Annotated in this window: 14 protein-coding genes; 11 read left to right on the plus strand and 3 right to left on the minus strand. The window is 72.2% G+C overall.

Going from position 1 to position 18,053, the window contains the following annotated elements:
* Positions 1-39 precede the first annotated feature (39 nt).
* The 10 genes from pafA to SRB5_RS20910 all read left to right on the plus strand — a co-directional run bounded on the left by pafA (position 40) and on the right by SRB5_RS20910 (position 11,822).
* On the plus strand, positions 40-1,401 hold the full coding sequence (gene pafA, locus SRB5_RS20865) for a Pup--protein ligase (protein ID WP_153454242.1): 1,362 nt from the start codon (positions 40-42) through the stop codon (positions 1,399-1,401).
* A 113-nt stretch (positions 1,402-1,514) separates the two neighbouring features.
* Positions 1,515-2,492 (plus strand): FKBP-type peptidyl-prolyl cis-trans isomerase, encoded by a 978-nt coding sequence (locus SRB5_RS20870; RefSeq protein WP_153454244.1) that lies wholly within the window; start codon positions 1,515-1,517, stop codon positions 2,490-2,492.
* A gap of 86 nt (positions 2,493-2,578) precedes the next feature.
* The gene (locus SRB5_RS20875) at positions 2,579-2,950 is read left to right on the plus strand and encodes an FKBP-type peptidyl-prolyl cis-trans isomerase (RefSeq protein WP_323378221.1); all 372 of its coding nucleotides are present in this window, start codon (positions 2,579-2,581) and stop codon (positions 2,948-2,950) included.
* Positions 2,951-3,748: 798 nt separating this feature from the next.
* Positions 3,749-4,738 (plus strand): helix-turn-helix transcriptional regulator, encoded by a 990-nt coding sequence (locus SRB5_RS20880; RefSeq protein WP_153454248.1) that lies wholly within the window; start codon positions 3,749-3,751, stop codon positions 4,736-4,738.
* Positions 4,739-4,745: 7 nt separating this feature from the next.
* Positions 4,746-5,702: a helix-turn-helix transcriptional regulator gene (locus tag SRB5_RS20885; RefSeq protein WP_153454250.1), complete on the plus strand. Its 957-nt coding sequence runs from the start codon at positions 4,746-4,748 to the stop codon at positions 5,700-5,702.
* A 25-nt stretch (positions 5,703-5,727) separates the two neighbouring features.
* Positions 5,728-5,925, plus strand: a complete 198-nt coding sequence (locus SRB5_RS20890; protein WP_153454252.1) for a hypothetical protein — start codon at positions 5,728-5,730, stop codon at positions 5,923-5,925.
* Between the two features lie 160 nt (positions 5,926-6,085).
* Positions 6,086-6,391, plus strand: coding sequence for a Sec-independent protein translocase subunit TatA (gene tatA / locus SRB5_RS20895; protein WP_153454254.1), 306 nt, complete (start codon positions 6,086-6,088; stop codon positions 6,389-6,391).
* Positions 6,392-6,491: 100 nt separating this feature from the next.
* A complete protein-coding gene (tatC, locus tag SRB5_RS20900) occupies positions 6,492-7,481 on the plus strand; it encodes a twin-arginine translocase subunit TatC (RefSeq protein WP_228390260.1) in 990 nt (329 codons plus the stop codon).
* Between the two features lie 80 nt (positions 7,482-7,561).
* The gene (locus SRB5_RS20905; RefSeq protein ID WP_153454257.1) at positions 7,562-10,375 is read left to right on the plus strand and encodes a DEAD/DEAH box helicase; all 2,814 of its coding nucleotides are present in this window, start codon (positions 7,562-7,564) and stop codon (positions 10,373-10,375) included.
* 16 nt (positions 10,376-10,391) lie between these two features.
* Entirely contained in the window at positions 10,392-11,822 is a 1,431-nt protein-coding gene (locus SRB5_RS20910) for an oxidoreductase (RefSeq protein ID WP_153454259.1), read from the plus strand.
* 39 nt (positions 11,823-11,861) lie between these two features.
* On the opposite strand, the gene SRB5_RS20915 is transcribed toward SRB5_RS20910, so the two are convergent.
* From SRB5_RS20915 to SRB5_RS20925, 3 genes are all read right to left on the minus strand, one after another.
* A complete protein-coding gene (locus SRB5_RS20915; protein ID WP_323378223.1) occupies positions 11,862-12,716 on the minus strand; it encodes a siderophore-interacting protein in 855 nt (284 codons plus the stop codon).
* A gap of 85 nt (positions 12,717-12,801) precedes the next feature.
* The gene (locus tag SRB5_RS20920) at positions 12,802-14,931 is read right to left on the minus strand and encodes a ThuA domain-containing protein (protein ID WP_153454261.1); all 2,130 of its coding nucleotides are present in this window, start codon (positions 14,929-14,931) and stop codon (positions 12,802-12,804) included.
* 12 nt (positions 14,932-14,943) lie between these two features.
* Positions 14,944-17,775 (minus strand): carbohydrate-binding protein, encoded by a 2,832-nt coding sequence (locus SRB5_RS20925; RefSeq protein WP_153454263.1) that lies wholly within the window; start codon positions 17,773-17,775, stop codon positions 14,944-14,946.
* Between the two features lie 65 nt (positions 17,776-17,840).
* Between SRB5_RS20925 and SRB5_RS20930 the strand changes: the two genes are divergently transcribed.
* Positions 17,841-18,053: a hypothetical protein gene (locus tag SRB5_RS20930; protein WP_153454265.1), complete on the plus strand. Its 213-nt coding sequence runs from the start codon at positions 17,841-17,843 to the stop codon at positions 18,051-18,053.

Below are 18,053 nucleotides of genomic sequence, written 5' to 3' on the forward strand. Positions count from 1 at the left end.
CCCGGTTTCAGCGCAGCCCTTCAGGCGTAATGTTCAGACATGGACCGCCGAATCTTCGGGCTGGAGAACGAGTACGGCGTCACTTGCACGTTCAGGGGGCAGCGCCGGTTGTCCCCGGATGAGGTGGCGCGTTACCTCTTCCGCCGAGTCGTTTCCTGGGGCCGCAGCAGCAATGTCTTCCTGCGCAACGGCGCCCGCCTGTATCTCGACGTGGGTTCGCACCCGGAGTACGCCACTCCCGAGTGCGACAACGTGATCGAGCTGGTCACGCACGACAAGTCCGGCGAGCGCATTCTGGAAGGCCTCCTGGTGGACGCGGAGCGCCGGCTGCACGAGGAGGGAATCGCCGGTGACGTCTACCTCTTCAAGAACAACACCGATTCCGCCGGCAACTCCTACGGCTGTCACGAGAACTATCTGGTGGCGCGGCACGGGGAGTTCTCCCGGCTCGCCGACATCCTCATCCCGTTCCTGGTGACCCGGCAGCTGATCTGCGGCGCCGGAAAGGTACTGCAGACGCCGCGCGGCGCCGTCTACTGCGTCAGCCAGCGCGCGGAGCACATCTGGGAGGGCGTCAGCTCCGCGACGACCCGGTCCCGGCCGATCATCAACACCCGCGACGAGCCGCACGCCGACGCCGAGCGCTACCGGCGGCTGCACGTGATCGTCGGCGACTCCAACATGTCCGAGACCACGATGCTGCTGAAGGTCGGCGCGACCGACCTGGTGCTGCGGATGATCGAGGCCGGCACGGTCATGCGGGACCTGACCCTGGAGAACCCGATCCGGGCGATCCGCGAGGTCAGCCACGACATGACCGGACAGCGCAAGGTACGCCTGGCCAGCGGCCGGGAGGCCTCCGCGCTGGAGGTGCAGCAGGAGTACTTCGAGAAGGCCGTCGACTTCTGCGAGCGGCGCGGTATCCGCTCCGGCACCATCGAGCGGGTGCTGGAGCTGTGGGGCCGCACGCTGGAGGCGATCCGCGCCGAGGAGCTCGACAAGATCTCCACGGAGATCGACTGGGTGATGAAGCACAACCTCATCGAGCGCTACCGGGCGAAGAACAACATCACCCTCTCCCACCCCCGGATCGCGCAGATAGACCTCGCCTACCACGACATCCACCGCCGCCGCGGGCTGTACTACCTGCTGGAGAAGCGGGGCCAGGCGGCCCGGGTGTGCAACGACCTGAAGATCTTCGAGGGCAAGTCCGTACCGCCGCAGACCACCCGGGCGCGGCTGCGCGGCGACTTCATCCGCCGGGCGCAGGAGCAGCGCCGCGACTTCACGGTGGACTGGGTGCATCTGAAGCTGAACGACCAGGCGCAGCGCACGGTGCTGTGCAAGGACCCGTTCCGCTCGGTGGACGACCGGGTAGAAAAGCTGATCGCGGGCATGTGAGGGTGCTCCACCCAGGTGTACCGGGGGTTTCGCCCGGCGCATGCCGGCGGGGGCGGGTGGTCCAGGCCGTACAGTGGCAGGACCCGCCCGCCCCCTACTCACGAGTTGGTTTCATGAACCTCAGCAAGAAGACGCGCCTCGTCGTGGCCGTCGCCGTGCCGGCCCTGCTGTTCACCGCCGCCTGCGGCTCGGACGACTCGTCCGGCTCGGACAAGGGCACGAAGGCCGCCGCGGTGGTGTCGCAGGTCACCGGCGGTTTCGGCGAGAAGCCGACGATCAAGGTGCCGTCCGGGGCGAAGGCTCCCGCGTCGATCGCCGTGAAGACCCTCGTCCAGGGGAAGGGCGCCGCGGTCAAGAAGGGCGACTACGTACGGCTGGACTTCTCCGGCATGGCCATGAAGGACAACCGCGACCTGGGCGGTACCTGGGCCGCGCAGGGGCCCACCCGCCAGCAGGTCGTCGCCAAGACCGGCGAACAGAACCCGATGCTGCCGCCGAAGGTCCTCGACGCGGTCGTCGGCGCCAAGCCCGGCAGCCGGATCCTGGTCGAGGGCAGCGCGGGCGATCTGGTGGGCCAGAACCTGAACCCGCAGTCCGGGATCAAGGAGTCCGACGGTCTGGTCTGGGCGATCGACGTCGTCGGCGCCGCGACCGCCGAGGCCAAGGCCGAGGCGAAGGGCGAGATGGCCGAGCCGCAGTTCGGGCTCCAGGTCCAGGTGCCGCGCCAGAAGCCCGCGGAGATCACGATTCCGAAGGGCCAGGACGCGCCGGACAAGCTTCAGCAGCAGGTGCTGATCAAGGGCACCGGCCCGGTGGTGGAGAAGGGCCAGGGCCTGATCGCCCAGTACACCGGGGTGGCCTGGGAGGACGGCAAGAAGTTCGACTCGTCGTGGGACCACGGCGGCGCCACGGCCTTCCAGATCGGCACCGGCTCGGTCGTCAAGGGCTGGGACCAGGGTCTGGTCGGCAAGAAGGTCGGCGACCGGGTGCTGCTGGTGATCCCGCCGAAGCTGGCCTACGGCGACTCGCAGGGGCATGAGCTGGCGGAGAAGTCGCTGGTGTTCGTGGTGGACATCCTCGGCACGGTCTGACCCCCGCCGCCGCGCGTCGGTCCCCGGGGCGGGTCTGGAAGACTGTCCTGGTTAACCACCGATGGTTCTGCTTAGGAGCAAGTGACGTGAGCATCGACAAGCCCGAGGTCGACTTCCCGGGCGGCGAGCCGCCGGCCGATCTCGAGATCAAGGACCTCTGGGAGGGTGACGGCCCGGTGGCGAAGGCCGGCGACACCGTCTCCGTCCACTACGTCGGCGTCTCCTTCGGCTCGGGCGAGGAGTTCGACTCGAGCTGGAACCGCGGCACGCCGCTGCAGTTCGGGCTCGGGGCCGGGCAGGTCATCCCCGGCTGGGACCAGGGGATCCAGGGCATGCGGGTCGGCGGGCGCCGGCAGCTGATCATTCCTCCGCATCTCGCCTACGGCGCTCGGGGCGCCGGGGGCAAGATCGGTCCGAACGAGACCCTGATCTTCGTCTGCGACCTCGTCTCGGTCTGACGTCGCCTTCCCGCACGGGGCCCGGGGCTCACGCCCCTGGGCCCCTCTTGCGTTCTGGGCCTGCGACCGCTGCAGCGCGGAGCGCGTCCTCGGCCTGCGGCCGTCGCTGTTGTGCTGGGCGCGTTGGCGCGTCGATTGCTGCGGTCCGCTGTGCCCACCCGTCCCGCCCTGCGGGACGCCTGCCCACAGCGTTGCTGTGGGTTTGGGCGCCGTCCGGCGGGGTGAGCCCTGCCCACAGCGTGGTGCATCGGGCGCCGCCCACGCCGTGGCCGGACCGGCCGCGTTCCGCAGGTCGCCGGCGTAACGAGGGGGCGGGACGGAGCGGCGGCGGAGCGTGGTCCGGCACCGAGACCAGAGTCTCCACGTCCAGCGGAGCCGCCGCTGCGGCCCGCGCCCGGACATGAGACGCGACACCAGCGAACCGGCTGCGGCCCGCGCCCGGACATGAGGCGCGACACAGCGCCCCGGCTCCAGCCCGCGCGGGCGCGAGATGCAGCGCCCCACAGGCCGGCCGCCGGCCGACGGCGCGGAGTGAGCCATTTCCAGCCCGCCCGGCGTTTGAGGGCGAGGCGCGCAGCGCCGAGAAGCCCGGCCGGCGGCCGGGAGCGGGGAGAACCCCTGTCCAGCCCGGCCGGCGGCCGAGGCCGAGGCGCGCAGCGCCGAACCGGGGTCCGGGGCGGAGCCCCAGGACGGGGGGTGCCCCCCGGTGGGGTGCGCTTTGGTGGGCGGGGGTGGGGCGCGGTAACGTCGGGGCCGTGGCCGCGAACCGCGGCGAGGTGCAGGGGAACAGGGGCAGCGATGGCGATCGCCAAGGCCGAACGGCTGATGAATCTCGCGCTGTGCCTCCTCGCCACCAACCGCCCCCTGACGAAGCGTGAGCTGAGAGGCTCGATCGAGGCGTACATCGAAGCCGGCGGCTTCCCCGGCCGCCCGAGCGACGCCGCAGGCGACGAGGCCTTCAACCGGATGTTCGAGCGCGACAAGGACGACCTCCGCGAACTCGGCCTGATCATCGAGACCGTCGAGAGCCTCGACGGCGACACCGGCTACCTCGCCCGCCGCGACAGCAACCGCCTCCCCCCGATCACCCTGGACGCCGAGGAGGCCGCCGCCCTCGGCGTCGCCGCGAAGGTGTGGCAGCACGCCCGCCTGGCCGGCGCGGCCAGCGGCGCCCTGCAGAAGCTCCGCGCGGCGGGCATGCCGGTGGCGGACGTCCCGTACGGGGAGCACTCGGCGATCGAGCCCCGCATCCCCGCCCGCGAGGCCGCGTTCGAGCCGCTGATGCTGGCCTGCCGCGACCGGCGTCCGGTGGTCTTCGACTACCGCAAGGCCTCCGCAGCCCGTCCCGAGCAGCGGCACGTGGAGCCCTGGCAGCTGGAGTGCTGGCGCGGCCAGTGGTATCTCGCCGGCTGGGACCGCGACCGGGCGGCCGAGCGGGTCTTCCGGCTGTCGCGGATCACCGGCCGGGTCCGGGCCCGGGGCAACGGCTTCGTCCGGGACGTACCGGACCGGGTCGAGGTCCGCGAGACCGTCGAGCGCTGGGCCGGGGAGATCGCCGACCGTACCGCGCTGATCCGGCTGCGCACCGGCTGCGGCTACCCGCTGCGGGCGAAGGCGCTGGGCATCCGGGAGGCCGCGCTGCCGGGCTGGGACGAGCTGGAGATCCCGTACGGGCACGGGCTGGACGCCTGGCTGGTGGAGTTCGGCCCCGATGTGGTGGTGCTGGAGCCGTCCGAGCTGCGGGCGGATGTCGTGGACCGGCTGCGTGCCGTGGCCAAGGGGGAGTGACCGGCCGATGGCCAACGCGATCGACCAGACCCGGCGGATGCTGTCGCTGGTGACGTATCTCGGGGAGCGCAACGGCGCCCGCGTGAGCGACGTCGCCCGCGCCTTCGGGATCACCGAGGACGAGCTGATCCGCGATCTGAACGTGCTGCCGATGTGCGGGACGAGCTTCCGCGGCGGTGACCTGCTGGACATCGACACCGACGGCGAGCGCGTCTGGTTCCGCAATCCCGACGCCACCTCCACCGGCGAGCCGCTGCGGCTGGCGGCGGACGAGGCGACGGCGCTGCTGGTGGCCGCCCGCGCGGTGGCGACGCTGCCGGGGCTGCGCGAGGGCGACCGGCAGGCGCTGCTGCGGGCCACGGCCAAGCTGGAGGCCGCCGCGGGCGAGGCGGCCGACGCCAGCGCGAGCGTCACGGTGACGTTCGAGTCGGAGGGCGGGGTGTTCGCCGAGGTGGACCGGGCGATCTCGGAGCGCCGCCGGCTGTGGCTGAAGTACTACTCCCCGGCCCGGGACGAGCTCACCGAGCGCGAGGTCGACCCGATCCGGCTGTTCACCGTGGGCCGTACGTACATGGAGGCCTGGTGCCGGCTGTCGGAGGACCGCCGCACCTTCCGGCTGGACCGCGTCGCCGAGGTCCGGATGCTCCCGCTGCCCGCGGACCCGCCGCCGGTGGAGCTGCGCGACCTCTCCGAGAGCCTGGTGCGTACGACCGAGGAGGATCCGGAGGTCGTGGTCGAGGTCGGGCCCGGCGGCCGGTGGGTCGCCGAGTACTACCCGCACGACAGCGCCGAGGAACTGCCCGAGGGCGGCCTGCGCATCACGCTGCGCGCCCCCGACCCCTCCTCGCTGCGCCGGCTGGCGCTGCGGCTGGGCCGCGACGGGCGGATCGTCGCCCCCGGCGATCTCGCCGACGCCGCCCGCGCCGCGGCGGTCAAGGCGCTCGAGGCGTACGCGGAGGCCTGAGCCCCCGCTCCGTTAGGCTCCCCCCATGCTCTGGCCCATGATCGCGATCGCCGCCGGTGTCCTCGGCCTGACCGTCCTCGCGGTCCTCGCCGCCCGCGTCTGGATCGAGGTCCGCCGCCTGGCGCGGCGGGTGGAGGAGGCCTCCGAGGCCGTCGCCAGAGCTGCCCAGGAGGTCGAAAACGCGGTAACGCCGCTGGTGAAAGGCTCCGTAACCGGACTGTGACCTTTGTGGGTGCAGGACCGGGCGGTACTCTGCAAACGGTTGGGCCCCGCAGCGAGGCGGGGGCGCAACCTGGTGCACCCAGGAGGATTGCCTGGCGTTCACCCTCGCGGGTTACGATCGCAGCCAGATCCACGCCGCCTCGGTGAGAAGGTAGAAGCTTATGTTCGGACGGCTCGGCCCGACGGAGATCATCCTTATCCTCGTCGTCATCATCCTGCTCTTCGGAGCGAAGAAGCTGCCCGAGATGGCCCGCTCGCTCGGCAAGTCCGCCCGTATCCTCAAGAGCGAGGCGAAGGCGATGAAGTCCGAGGGCACGGACACCGCCGCGGCTCCCTCCGACCCGCCGGCGCAGCAGGCCCCCAAGACGATCCAGGCCGCTCCCGGGGACGTCACCAGCTCCCGACCGGTCAGCGAGCAGAACACCCGCCCCGTCACGGAGCCGAACGACACCCAGGCCCCGCGCTGACGCGAGGCCGGTTCGCGGGGCCCTGATACCGGGGCCCCGGTCGCAGGGTTCGCCGACACGGCAGCCGGGGACGGCTGGCCGCACGAGATGAGGACGTGGGTTGCTCAAGTCCGCCCGCAGTAAAGAGCGCAAGGAGCGCAGGGAGAAGGACCCCGAGGGGCGGATGCCGCTCGCGGACCATCTGCGCGAACTCCGGGACCGGCTGATCAAGGCCGTCGGCGCGATCCTGGTCGTGACGATCGCCGCGCTCTTCTTCTACCAGCACATCGTCGACTTCCTGATGGCGCCCGTGCTGGACTCCGTCGGCTGTCCCGACGGGCTGAAGGTCTCCGACATCGGGGAACAGAAGCAGTGCGCCGACTTCACGATGAACGGCCTCATCTCACCGTTCTCGACCCTGCTGAAGGTCTCCTTCATGACCGGCCTGGTCGTCTCCACGCCGGTCTGGCTGTACCAGCTGTGGGCGTTCCTCGCGCCGGGTCTGCACCGGCACGAGAAGAAGTACTCCCTGTGGTTCGTCGCCGCCGGTGTGCCGCTGTTCCTGTGCGGCGCCTACTTCGCGTACGCGATCCTGCCGACGACCGCCGAGGTGCTGCTCGACTTCACCCCGGACAACACCAAGAACCTGCTGCCGATCCCCGACTTCCTCGATCTGCTGACCCGCATGATCGTCGTCTTCGGCCTCTCCTTCGAGCTGCCGCTGGTCCTCGTGCTGCTGAACCTGGGCGGCGCGCTGAGCGGGAAGAAGATGCTCGGCTGGTGGCGCTGGATGATCATGAGCATTGTGGCGTTCGGCGCGATCGCCACCCCGAGCACCGACCCGATCGGCATGTTCGCCCTGGCCGGCCCGGTGATCGTGCTCTACTTCGGCGCCTGCGGGTTCTCCCTGGTCAACGACCGCCGCAAGGCCCGCCGCGCGGCCATGGGACCGGACGACGACGAGGCCTCCGACCTGGACCTGACCCCCGAGGCCATCGGCGAGGTCGAGACGGTCGCCGCCTCCGCCGCGCCCGCCCTGCCCGAGCAGGCCGGCGGCGACTCCGACACCGCCGACCCCGCCCGCCGCGGCGGCTACGACGACATCACCTGACCCCACCCCCGCCCCCGCCTCCTGCCCCCGGAAAAAGATCGCGTGCGGTGTCACACCGTGCGGGTAGGCTCGGAGACAAGATGACCGACGAGCTCTCACCTGCCCAGCGGTACGCCGAGGCCAGGCGCCGCGCCGCCGACCGGGCCACCGCCCTCGCGGCCTTCCGCGAGCTGTACGAATTCGACCTCGACGACTTCCAGGTCGAGGCCTGCCGGGCGCTGGAGGACGGGAAGGGCGTGCTGGTCGCCGCCCCGACCGGCTCCGGCAAGACGATCGTGGGCGAGTTCGCCGTCCACCTGGCCCTCGCCCAGGGCAAGAAGTGCTTCTACACCACGCCCATCAAGGCGCTGTCGAACCAGAAGTTCGGCGACCTCGTCCGGCGCTACGGCGCGGAGAAGGTCGGCCTGCTGACCGGGGACAACACCGTCAATTCCGAGGCGCCGGTGGTCGTGATGACCACCGAGGTGCTGCGCAACATGCTCTACGCCGGTTCGCAGACCCTGAGCGGCCTGGGCTACGTCGTGATGGACGAGGTCCACTATCTGTCCGACCGGTTCCGCGGCGCGGTCTGGGAGGAGGTGATCATCCACCTCCCGGAGTCCGTGACCCTGGTCTCCCTCTCCGCGACCGTGTCCAACGCCGAGGAGTTCGGCGCCTGGCTGGACACCGTGCGCGGCGACACCGAGGTGATCGTCTCCGAGCACCGGCCGGTGCCGCTGTGGCAGCACGTGATGGCCGGCCGGCGGATGTACGACCTGTACGAGGAGGAGCAGGGCGCCAGCGTGCCCTCCTCCCGGGTGGTCAATCCCGAGCTGGTCAAGCTCGCCCGGATGGACGCCCCGCGACCCACGTACGGCCGGTCGCGGCGCAATATGCGCGAGGCCGACCGCGAGCGCGAGCGGCGTTCACGCGGGCGGGTGTGGACACCCAGCCGGGTGGAGGTCATCGAGCGCCTCGACGCCGAGGGGCTGCTCCCGGCGATCACGTTCATCTTCAGCCGGGCCGGCTGCGAGGCCGCCGTGAACCAGTGCCTGTACTCGGGGCTGCGGCTCAACGACGACGCGGGCCGGGTCAGGGTCCGCGAGATCGTCGAGGAGCGTACGGCCGCGATCCCGCAGGAGGACCTGAACGTCCTGGGCTACTTCGAATGGCTGGAGGGCCTGGAGCGGGGCATCGCCGCGCATCACGCCGGGATGCTGCCGACTTTCAAGGAGGTCGTGGAGGAGCTGTTCGCCAAGGGCCTGGTGAAGGCCGTGTTCGCGACCGAGACCCTGGCGCTGGGCATCAACATGCCCGCCCGCTCCGTGGTGCTGGAGAAGCTCGTCAAGTGGAACGGCGAGACCCACGCCGACATCACCCCGGGCGAGTTCACGCAGCTCACCGGGCGGGCCGGGCGGCGCGGCATCGACGTCGAGGGCCACGCGGTGGTGCTCTGGCAGCGGGACATGAGCCCCGAGCATCTGGCGGGGCTGGCCGGGACGCGGACGTATCCGCTGCGGTCGTCGTTCCGCCCCTCGTACAACATGGCGGTCAATCTCGTCTCGCAGTTCGGCCGGCACCGCTCGCGCGAGCTGCTCGAGACGTCGTTCGCGCAGTTCCAGGCGGACCGCTCGGTCGTCGGGATCTCCCGGCAGGTGCAGAAGAACGAGGAGGGGCTGGCCGGCTACCGCACGGCCATGACCTGCCACCTCGGGGACTTCGACGAGTACGCGGGGCTGCGGCGCAAGCTCAAGGACCGGGAGAACGAGCTGGCCAAGCAGGGCGCCGCGCAGCGCCGGGCCGCCGCGCACACCGCGCTGGAGCGGCTGAAGCCCGGTGACGTGATCCATGTGCCGACGGGCAAGTTCGCGGGCCTGGCGCTGGTGCTGGACCCCGGGCTGCCGCCGGGACGGACCAACGGCCACCGCGGGTACGACCACTTCGACGGCCCGCGCCCGCTGGTGCTCACGGCCCAGCGGCAGGTCAAGCGGCTCAACACCGCCGACTTCCCGGTGCCGGTGGAGCCGCTGGAGCGGATGCGCATCCCCAAGTCGTTCAACGCCCGCAGCCCCCAGTCGCGCCGCGATCTGGCCTCCGCGCTGCGGACGAAGGCCGGGCACTACGTCCCCGAGCGGCACCGCAAGCCGCGCTCCCCGGCCGCCGACGACCGCGAGATCACCGCGCTGCGCGAGGAGATCCGCCGCCACCCGTGCCACGGCTGCGACCAGCGCGAGGACCACGCCCGCTGGGCCGAGCGCTACGACCGGCTGCGGCGCGACACCCGGCAGCTCGAGCGCCGGATCGAGGGCCGGACGAACACCATCGCCCGGACCTTCGACCGGGTGTACGCGATGCTGGCCGAGCTCGACTATCTGCGCGGCGACGAGGTCACCGAGCACGGCCGGCGCCTGGCCCGGCTCTACGGCGAGCTGGATCTGCTGGCCTCCGAGTGTCTGCGCGAGGGCGTCTGGGAGGGCCTCGGCCCGGCCGAGTTGGCCGCCTGCGCTTCCGCGCTGGTGTTCGAGGCGCGGCAGGCGGACGACGCCATGCCGCCGAAGCTGCCCAGCGGCAACGCCCGGCGCGCGTTGAGCGACATGGTCCGGATCTGGGGGCGGCTGGACGGCCTCGAGGAGGATCACAAGATCAACCAGTCGGACGGCGTGGGCCAGCGCGAGCCGGACCTCGGCTTCGCCTGGGCCGCCCACCAGTGGGCGTCGGGCAAGTCCCTGGACGTGGTGCTGAACGAGGCGGACATGCCGGCCGGTGACTTCGTGCGCTGGTGCAAGCAGCTCGTCGACGTCCTGGGCCAGATCGCGCACGCGGCCCCGGGCGGGGACTCCACGGTGGCGCGCAGCGCGCGCAAGGCCGTGGACGGTCTGCTGCGGGGCGTGGTGGCGTACAGCTCGGTGGGGTGAGGGCTACCCTGCACGCGTGCTGACCTTCGACGAACTGACGCCGCCCGAGCGGGAGTTGTGGCACGCCTTTCCCGAGGGGCGGCGGGTGGACCTCGGCGGTGCCGGGTCCGTACGGGCCGAGGTGATCACGGCGCTGCTGCTCGGCGTCAACCCGCCCGTGCCGGGTGCCGTGGCGGGCGTACGGCTGGCCGGGGCGCGGATCACCGGGACGCTCGATCTGGCGGGGGCCGAGACCGCGCACCGGCTGAACCTCGTCGAGTGCGTGCTGGAGCGGGAGGTCGTGCTGCACTCGGCGGCCACCGCGTCGCTGCAGTTCAAGAAGTGCCGGCTGCCCGGCATCGACGCCACGACCGCGCGTGTCTCCGGCACGTTCTACCTCAAGGGCACGGTCTTCGAGGGCGGGCGGCTGAACCTCAACAACGCCCGGATCGCCGGGGAGCTGCTGCTGAACGGCGCGTCCTTCGACCGGCCGGGGGACTGGGCCGTCTACGCCGGCGGCGTCGAGGTGCAGGGCGGGGTGTTCGGGCGGGACGGGTTCACGGTGCGCGGCGGGGTGCGGTTCGCGGGGGCGCGGCTGCACGGGGGGCTCTTCCTGGAGGGGGCCCGGCTGTCGTGGCCGGGCGGCACCGCCCTCTACATGATCAACGCGACGGCGTCGACCGTCGTCCTGGACCAGGGGTTCGCGGCGGAGGGGGACGTCGCGCTGCCGGGCGCCCAGATACAGGACCTCCTCACCTTCGACGGCGCCGACCTCGCGGCCTGCCCCCAGGTGCTGCTGCCCCGGCTGCACGCCGTCGACCTGCGGTTCACGCCCGCCGTGCCGCCCGCAGACGCCGTCGACCTGTCCGGCACGCAGGTCACCGTGCTGCACGACACCGCGGCGGGCTGGCCGGAGCGGGTACGGCTCGAGGGACTGGCGTACGGGACGCTGCGCGGCCGGGACGGGGGAGACGTACCGTGGCGCATCGGGTGGCTGGCGCGGGACCCGGTGTACTCGCCGCAGCCGTACGAGCAGCTCGCCGAGTGCTACCGGCGGGCCGGCCACGACGACGACGCGCGGCGGGTGCTGCTGGCCCGCCGACGCCGCCAGGCCGCGACGCTGGGCCCGGCGGGCCGGATCTGGAGCCGCCTGCTGGACGTCACCGTCGGCCACGGGTACCGGCCGTGGCTGGCCGGGCTGTGGCTGGCGGCGCTGTGCCTGGCCGGTTCGGTGGTCTTCGCCGTCTCCGGCCGAGAGCACGCGGTGAAGCCGGGGGAGGGGCCGCCGTTCCATCCGTTCGTCTACACCCTGGACCTGCTCATCCCCATCGGCGGACTGGGCCAGCGCACGGCCTGGTACGTCGAGGGCGGCTTCGCCGGGGTGCTGAGCTACGTGCTGATCGCGCTGGGCTGGGTGCTGACGACGACGGTGGTGGCGGGGCTGTCCCGGGTGCTGGGGCGCAACTGACGCCGGGCGCCCGGGCGCGGACGGGGAGCGGCGAAACGGCTAGGCGGCCGCCGTCTGCGGGGCGTCCTGCTCGGCCTCGATCCGGGCGTTCCAGTCCTTCTTCGTCGCCCGCCAGCCCTCCTCGTCGTGCCCGAGGCGCCAGTAGCCGGAGGCCGACAGTTCCTCGCGCGGCACACCGCACTCGAGCCGCAGATACCGGCGGAGCTCCTTGACCATGCCCGCCTCGCCGTGCACGAAGCCGTGCATCCGGCCCGCCGGCCGGGGCAGTGCCCGGACGGCCTCGACCAGCAGGTCACCGACCCGGCGGCCGTCGCGGTACAGCCAGGTGAGCTCGGTGCCGTCCGGCACGGTGAGCGGCTGGCGCTCGGCGCGGTCGGCGACCTCGAGGAAGACGTGCGCCCGGGCGTCGTGCGGCAGCCGCTCCAGGGCGGCGGCGATCGCCGGCAGGGCGCTCTCGTCGCCGGCGAGCAGATGCCAGCCGGCCGCCGGGTCCGGGGCGTACGCGCCGCCGGGGCCGAGGAAGCGGACCCGCTCGCCCGGGCGGGCGGCCAGCGCCCACGGGCCGGCGAGGCCCTCGTCGCCGTGCACCACGAAGTCCACCGTGAGTTCGAGGGCGGCCGGGTCCCAGCGGCGCACGGTGTACGTGCGGGTCACCGGCCACTGGTCGCGGGGCAGGTCCCGGCGGATCGCGTCCAGGTCGTACGGCTCGGGCCGGGCGTCGGCCCCGGGGTCGAACAGCAGCTTGATGTAGTGGTCCGTGTACTGCCCGCAGTCGAGCCCGCTCAGCGTCTCGCCCCCCAGTACCACCCGCGTCATATGCGGCGTGAGCCGTTCGACGCGCACCACGCGGGCGGTGTTGACCTGGGTCTTCTTGCGTGTGGGACGTTCCGCCACCGGGTGGGCTCCCCTCGGACCGAGACTTAGGCGTGCCTAAGTTAACATCCTTTGCCCGAGGGGGGCATCGATCACCCGGTCAGTTTTACGGTTCGAACCTCCCGGCCCAGTAGGCGGTCCGGTCGAGATACGCCGTCTCGGCGTCCGTGCCGCCGCGGCCGTAGGCGCCCTCGTACGTCTGGTAGCCGTACCCGCCGGGCGGGGTGCTGTCGGCCGGCTCGATGGAGCTCCCCTCGTGCCATTCGTTGAACGAGGTGACCGACACCCAGGTGGGTGATCCGCCGATCGCCGGGTCCAGGGCGTTGTTCCACTGCCGGTCGTACGCCGCGCCGTTGTCGCGCCCGACGGTCGGCGTGGTGTTGCCCGGCACGGCCCGGTCGTCGAGATAGCCGGGTGCCACCGAGGGTGCCCAGATCAGGCCGTGGGCGCGGGCGTAGTCCCCGGCGTTCTTCCAGCCGGGCGCGGTGGCGCCCGCGATGCCGTCGTACGTGTACATCCCCGAGAAGTGGGCGATCCTCGAGGTGTCGGTGGTCTGGGCGAGGACGATCGAGTCGTCCGTCACCTGGTCCAGCGCCGCCCAGTCGGTGATCCGCAGGGACTCGAAGACGTAGTACGCGCCCCGGTTGCCGTGCCGGGCGTCGCGGTAGAACGCCGGATGGCCGCCGTAGGCGCTGTTGAGGTACTCGATGTCGGCGACGGTCGAGGCGGCGGTGCGGCCCGCGTAGGGCTCCAGGTGCCAGGCCACCTTGACGCCCTGCCGGGCGGCCGCGTCCAGCACCCCGCGGACCAGGGAGTCCTCGTAACCGCCGCGTCCCCACCAGCTGTAGACGATCACGCCCGCGCCGGAGCGCCGCACCCACTCCATGTGCCGTGCCACGGCGCCCTGGTAGTCGCCCGAGTCGTACGCGCCGAGGCTGGGGTAGAGGTTGGCGCCGATGTCGTCGGGCGGGTTGTGGCCGCCCTGCTGCCAGTGCCGCCAGCTGCCCGAGCCGGCCGGGGTGCCGTACCAGGGGTAGTAGAACAGGTGGACGTTCTGGTCGAGGGCGGTCTGCGTCTGCCCGTACGTCACGGTGAGCGTGTCGACGTCGAAGAGGGCGCCCGAGCCGCCGGAGAAGGTCAGGTACAGCGGCCCGCTGCCGGCGTTCACCGCCGTGCTCACGGTGGTGAACGTCTCCCAGTTCCCGGTGACCGGCACCGTCACGGAGCCGAGGACCGGCCCCGTCTGCGACCCGGAGCGGATCTGGATGGTGCCGCCGGCGCCGGCGGAGGAGACCCGGGCGGCGAACCGGGTCGCGCCCGCCGTGGTCACCCCGGAGTACGCCGCCCAGTCCCCGTTGTCGATGTACCCGAGGGTCTGCCCGCCGCTCGCCGGCCCGTGCCCGGCGGCCTGCACGCCGGAGCCCGAGGTGTACGCCTCGCCCTCCACGGTCCGCGTGGTGTCCCCGCCGCCGCCCGGTGAGCAGTCGGCGGGGGCGACCCCGGCCGCGTACCGGATGCCGCCGAGCAGCAGCGAGCGGAACGCGGGGTCGGTGTACGACTCGGCGGTGTGCCCGAGTCCGGTGTAGAACGACCGGCCGGTGCCCTGTGCGTGGCACCAGGTGATGGGGTGGTCGCCGCTCATCGAGCCGCCGCTGTAGCTGGCCTCGTCCAGGCTCTGCAGCACGCGGACCGACGGGCGCGGATTGGACTGGTAGTTGTACCACTCGTCGGTCCGGGTCCAGTCCGGGCCCAGCTGCGCGGTGGCGGGATGGGTGCGGTCCTCGGTGACGACCCGGGCCTGCTGGATCGCCGGATGGCTGGCGAACCGGGCGCCGACCAGGGTGCCGTAGTACCCCCAGCCGTATTCGGTGTCCGCCGCCGCGTGCACGCCGACGAAGCCGTGTCCGCCGTCGACGTGCGCCTGGAGGGCGGACTGCTGGGCGTCGTCGAGGACGTCGCCGGTGGTGTTGAGGAACACCACCGCCTCGTACCGGGCGAGGTTGCCCGGGGTGAAGGCCCCCGGGTCCTCGGTGGCCGTGACGGTGAAGTTGTTCGCCGTCCCCAGCGCCCGGACGGCGTCCGTGCCGGCCGGGATGGAGTCGTGCCGGAAGCCGGCCGTACGGGAGAAGACCAGCACGTCGTACGCCGGATCGGCGGCGAACGCGCTCGGGGGCAGCGCCCCGGCCGCCAGGGCGAGCGCGACGGATGCCGTCGCGCGGCGCAGGAGGGGATGCATCGCGGGCTCCAATCAGCGGGAGACGGTCAGGGTGTCCACGTCGAACAGCGCGCCCGCGCCGCCCGTGAACGTCAGATACAGGGGGCCGGTGCCGGAGCTCACCGCCGTGCTCACGGTGGTGAACGTCTCCCAGCCCCCGGTGACGGGCACCGCCACCGAGCCGAGCAGGGTCCCGGTGGGGGAGCCGGAGCGGATCTGGATGGTGCCGCCCGCGCCGGCGGAGGAGACCCGGGCGGCGAACCGGGTCGCGCCCGCCGTGGTCACCCCGGAGTACGCCGCCCAGTCCCCGTTGTCGATGAACCCGAGCGTCTGCCCGCCGCTCGCCGGCGCGTGCCCGGCGGCCTGCACGCCGGAGCCCGAGGTGTACGCCTCGCCCTCCACGGTCTGCGCGGCGCCGGAGGTGAACGTGAAGGCGTCGACGTCGAACAGATTGCCCTGGCCGGAGGGCCCCCGGAAGACCAGATACAGCGCACCGGTCCCGGCGGGCGCCCCGCCGAGCGCGGCCGACACGTCGGTGAACGTGTCCCAGCCGCCCGTCACCGGCACCGTCATGGTGCCCAGCAGCGTGCCGGTCGCCGACCCCGCCCGTACCTCGATCGTCCCGCCCGCGCCGCCGGACGACACCCGGGCGGTGATCCGGGAGGCGCCGGAGAGCGCGTACGGGCTGAAGGAGATCCAGTCGCCGTCGTCCGTGAAGCCCACCGTCTGCCCGCCCTCGGCGGGGGTGTGCGAGGCGAGCTGGATGCCGGACTGGGCGGTGAAGTGCTCCGCCTGCCGGTGCCGCGGCTGCAGGACGCCGCGGTCGTGGCCGGTCAGGCCGCCGCGGTCGGAGTACGAGGCGTCGAGCACGCCGTAGATGTTCGCGGCCGAGTCGTGCTCGCCGTCGGCGGGCACGGTGAGCGTGCCGGAGCAGCCTGTGGTGCCGGTGATCTGGTGCTCGTGGCTGTCGTGGCCCAGCAGATAGGTCAGGCGCACCTGCGAGCAGTCCACCGCGCCGTCCTCCGGATCGGAGACGGTGATGGTGTACGGCACGGAGTCGCCGAAGGCGAACAGCTCACCGTCGCGCGGGGTGGTGAGGGTGACCGTCGGGGCGGAGTTGCCCGCGGTCACCACCAGGCTCGCGGTGCCGGTCAGCCCCTGCGGGTCGCGCACCGTGAGCGTCGGCCGGAAGGTGCCGGCGGTGGTGTACGTGTGCGACGGGTTGGCGTCCGTGGAGGTGGTGCCGTCACCGAAGTCCCACGAGTAGCGCAGGGTGCCGCCCTCGGGGTCGGAGCTGCCCGCAGAGGAGAACCGCACGGTCAGCGGGGTGGGGCCGGAGGTCCGGTCGGCCGCCGCCTTCGCGATCGGGCTGCGGTTGGCGCCGGCCAGATACTCGATCCGCCACAGGGCCTGATTCCCGCCGCCGGTGCCGTAGTCCAGCACGTACAGGGCGCCGTCCGGGCCGAAGTCGGAGTCGATGACCTGGGTGCCGGTCCACGGGAAGTCCTCGATGACCCCGGGTGAGCCGTCGGACCTGACCTCGATCGCCTTGATCCACCGGCGGCCGAACTCGGTGGCGAAGTAGCGCCCGTCGAGCGACTGGGGGAACTTGACCGCCGAGGTGGAGGCGGCGTCGTAGCGGTACACCTCGCCGCCCATCGGTGACTCGGAGCCGCCGCCGAACTCCGGCGGTGAGCCCGCGTCACCGGCGTAGCGGATCCACGCGGCCCTGGCGGCCGGCAGCACCGGCCGGCCCGTGTTGCGGAAGGAGTTGTTGGTGGGGCCGCCCGCGCAGTCGTACTTGGCGCCGGAGGGGCCGCTGGGGAAGGTGTACTCGTTGTAGGTCTCGGTGGTGGTGTTGGTGCCGGTGCAGTACGGCCAGCCGTAGTTGCCGGGGCCGGTGATCCGGTCGAACTCCACCTGCCCGCTCGGGCCGCGGTTCGGGTCGGTGGTGCCGGCGTCCGGCCCGTAGTCGCCGAGGTAGACCGTGCCGGTCGGCTTGTCGACGGACATCCGGAACGGGTTGCGGAAGCCCATCGCGTAGATCTCCGGGCGGGTGTTCGCCGTGCCGGGGGCGAAGAGGTTGCCGGCCGGGACGGTGTAGCCGCCGTCCGCGGTGGGCTTGATGCGGAGCAGCTTGCCGCGCAGGTCGTTGGTGTTGCCGGCCGAGCGCTGGGCGTCGAACTGGGGGTTGCGGCCGGTGCGTTCGTCCAGCGGGGCGTACCCGGCGGAGTCGAACGGGTTGGTGTCGTCGCCGGTGGTCAGATAGAGGTTGCCGGACGCGTCGAAGTCGATGTCGCCGCCGACGTGGCAGCACTGGCCGCGGTCGTTCGGCACCTCGAGGACGACCTTCTCGCTGGCGGGGTCCAGGGTGCCGTCGGTCCGCAGGGTGAAGCGGGACAGGTTCAGATGGCCCTTCCACGCCTCGAAGTCGGCGGCGCTCCCGGTGACGGGCGCGTCGCCCGCCGGGGTACCGAGCCGTGGGGAGTAGTAGAGCCAGACGTGGCGGTTGCCGGCGAAGCCGGGGTCCGCGGCGACGCCCTGGAGTCCCTCCTCGTCGTGGGTGTAGACGTCGAGCCGGCCCGCCGTCCTGGTGTTGCCGGCCGGGTCGGTGTAGCGCACCGTTCCGTCGCGGGCGGTGTGCAGGACCGAGCGGTCCGGTAACACCGTGAGGGACATCGGCTCACCGAGCTCGGCGGCGCCGAGGGCGAGCTGGACCTGCTGGTAGTCGCCGGGCGGGATGGCCGCGGGCGCCTGGGGCGGCTGGGCGGCGGCGGCCTGCGGCGGGCCGGCCGTCAGGGCCGCGGTGGCGAGCAGCGCCAGGGTGGGGAGCAGCGCGCGCAAGACGCGCGGACGCGGGAGCATGGAGCTTCCTCCTGACAGGGTGGGGGTGGGTCAGGGATCGCGCTCTGCGGAGTTATTGCGTACTCATGAAGACTGAATTACAGCTTCTGGCAAGCGTGTTGCATGCTGGCAACACCTCTCGAATATGTCAAGTGCGCGTCAAAATCGACTTCTTCGGGGCGCTGGCCTCGGCTTACCGGGTTCATGCTGTCACGCCTGTGGACTTGCCGACAACTTGCTGCAATATTCCAACAGTTGAACGCAAGAACTCGCGTGTGCTGATCCATTACGAGCCGTAG

The sequence above is a fragment of the Streptomyces smaragdinus genome, from assembly GCF_009604385.1.
In the GTDB taxonomy this organism is placed as follows: Bacteria; Actinomycetota; Actinomycetes; order Streptomycetales; family Streptomycetaceae; genus Streptomyces; species Streptomyces smaragdinus.

Bases quoted from the DNA above. Each gene is read 5' to 3' on its own strand.
- SRB5_RS20905 (WP_153454257.1), top strand. From the start codon at position 7,562: ATGACCGACGAGCTCTCACCTGCCCAGCGGTACGCCGAGGCCAGGCGC.
- tatA (WP_153454254.1), top strand. From the start codon at position 6,086: ATGTTCGGACGGCTCGGCCCGACGGAGATCATCCTTATCCTCGTCGTC.
- SRB5_RS20880 (WP_153454248.1), top strand. From the start codon at position 3,749: ATGGCGATCGCCAAGGCCGAACGGCTGATGAATCTCGCGCTGTGCCTC.
- SRB5_RS20920 (WP_153454261.1), bottom strand. From the start codon at position 14,931: ATGCATCCCCTCCTGCGCCGCGCGACGGCATCCGTCGCGCTCGCCCTG.
- SRB5_RS20930 (WP_153454265.1), top strand. From the start codon at position 17,841: ATGAAGACTGAATTACAGCTTCTGGCAAGCGTGTTGCATGCTGGCAAC.
- SRB5_RS20870 (WP_153454244.1), top strand. From the start codon at position 1,515: ATGAACCTCAGCAAGAAGACGCGCCTCGTCGTGGCCGTCGCCGTGCCG.
- pafA (WP_153454242.1), top strand. From the start codon at position 40: ATGGACCGCCGAATCTTCGGGCTGGAGAACGAGTACGGCGTCACTTGC.
- SRB5_RS20885 (WP_153454250.1), top strand. From the start codon at position 4,746: ATGGCCAACGCGATCGACCAGACCCGGCGGATGCTGTCGCTGGTGACG.
- SRB5_RS20890 (WP_153454252.1), top strand. From the start codon at position 5,728: ATGCTCTGGCCCATGATCGCGATCGCCGCCGGTGTCCTCGGCCTGACC.
- SRB5_RS20925 (WP_153454263.1), bottom strand. From the start codon at position 17,775: ATGCTCCCGCGTCCGCGCGTCTTGCGCGCGCTGCTCCCCACCCTGGCG.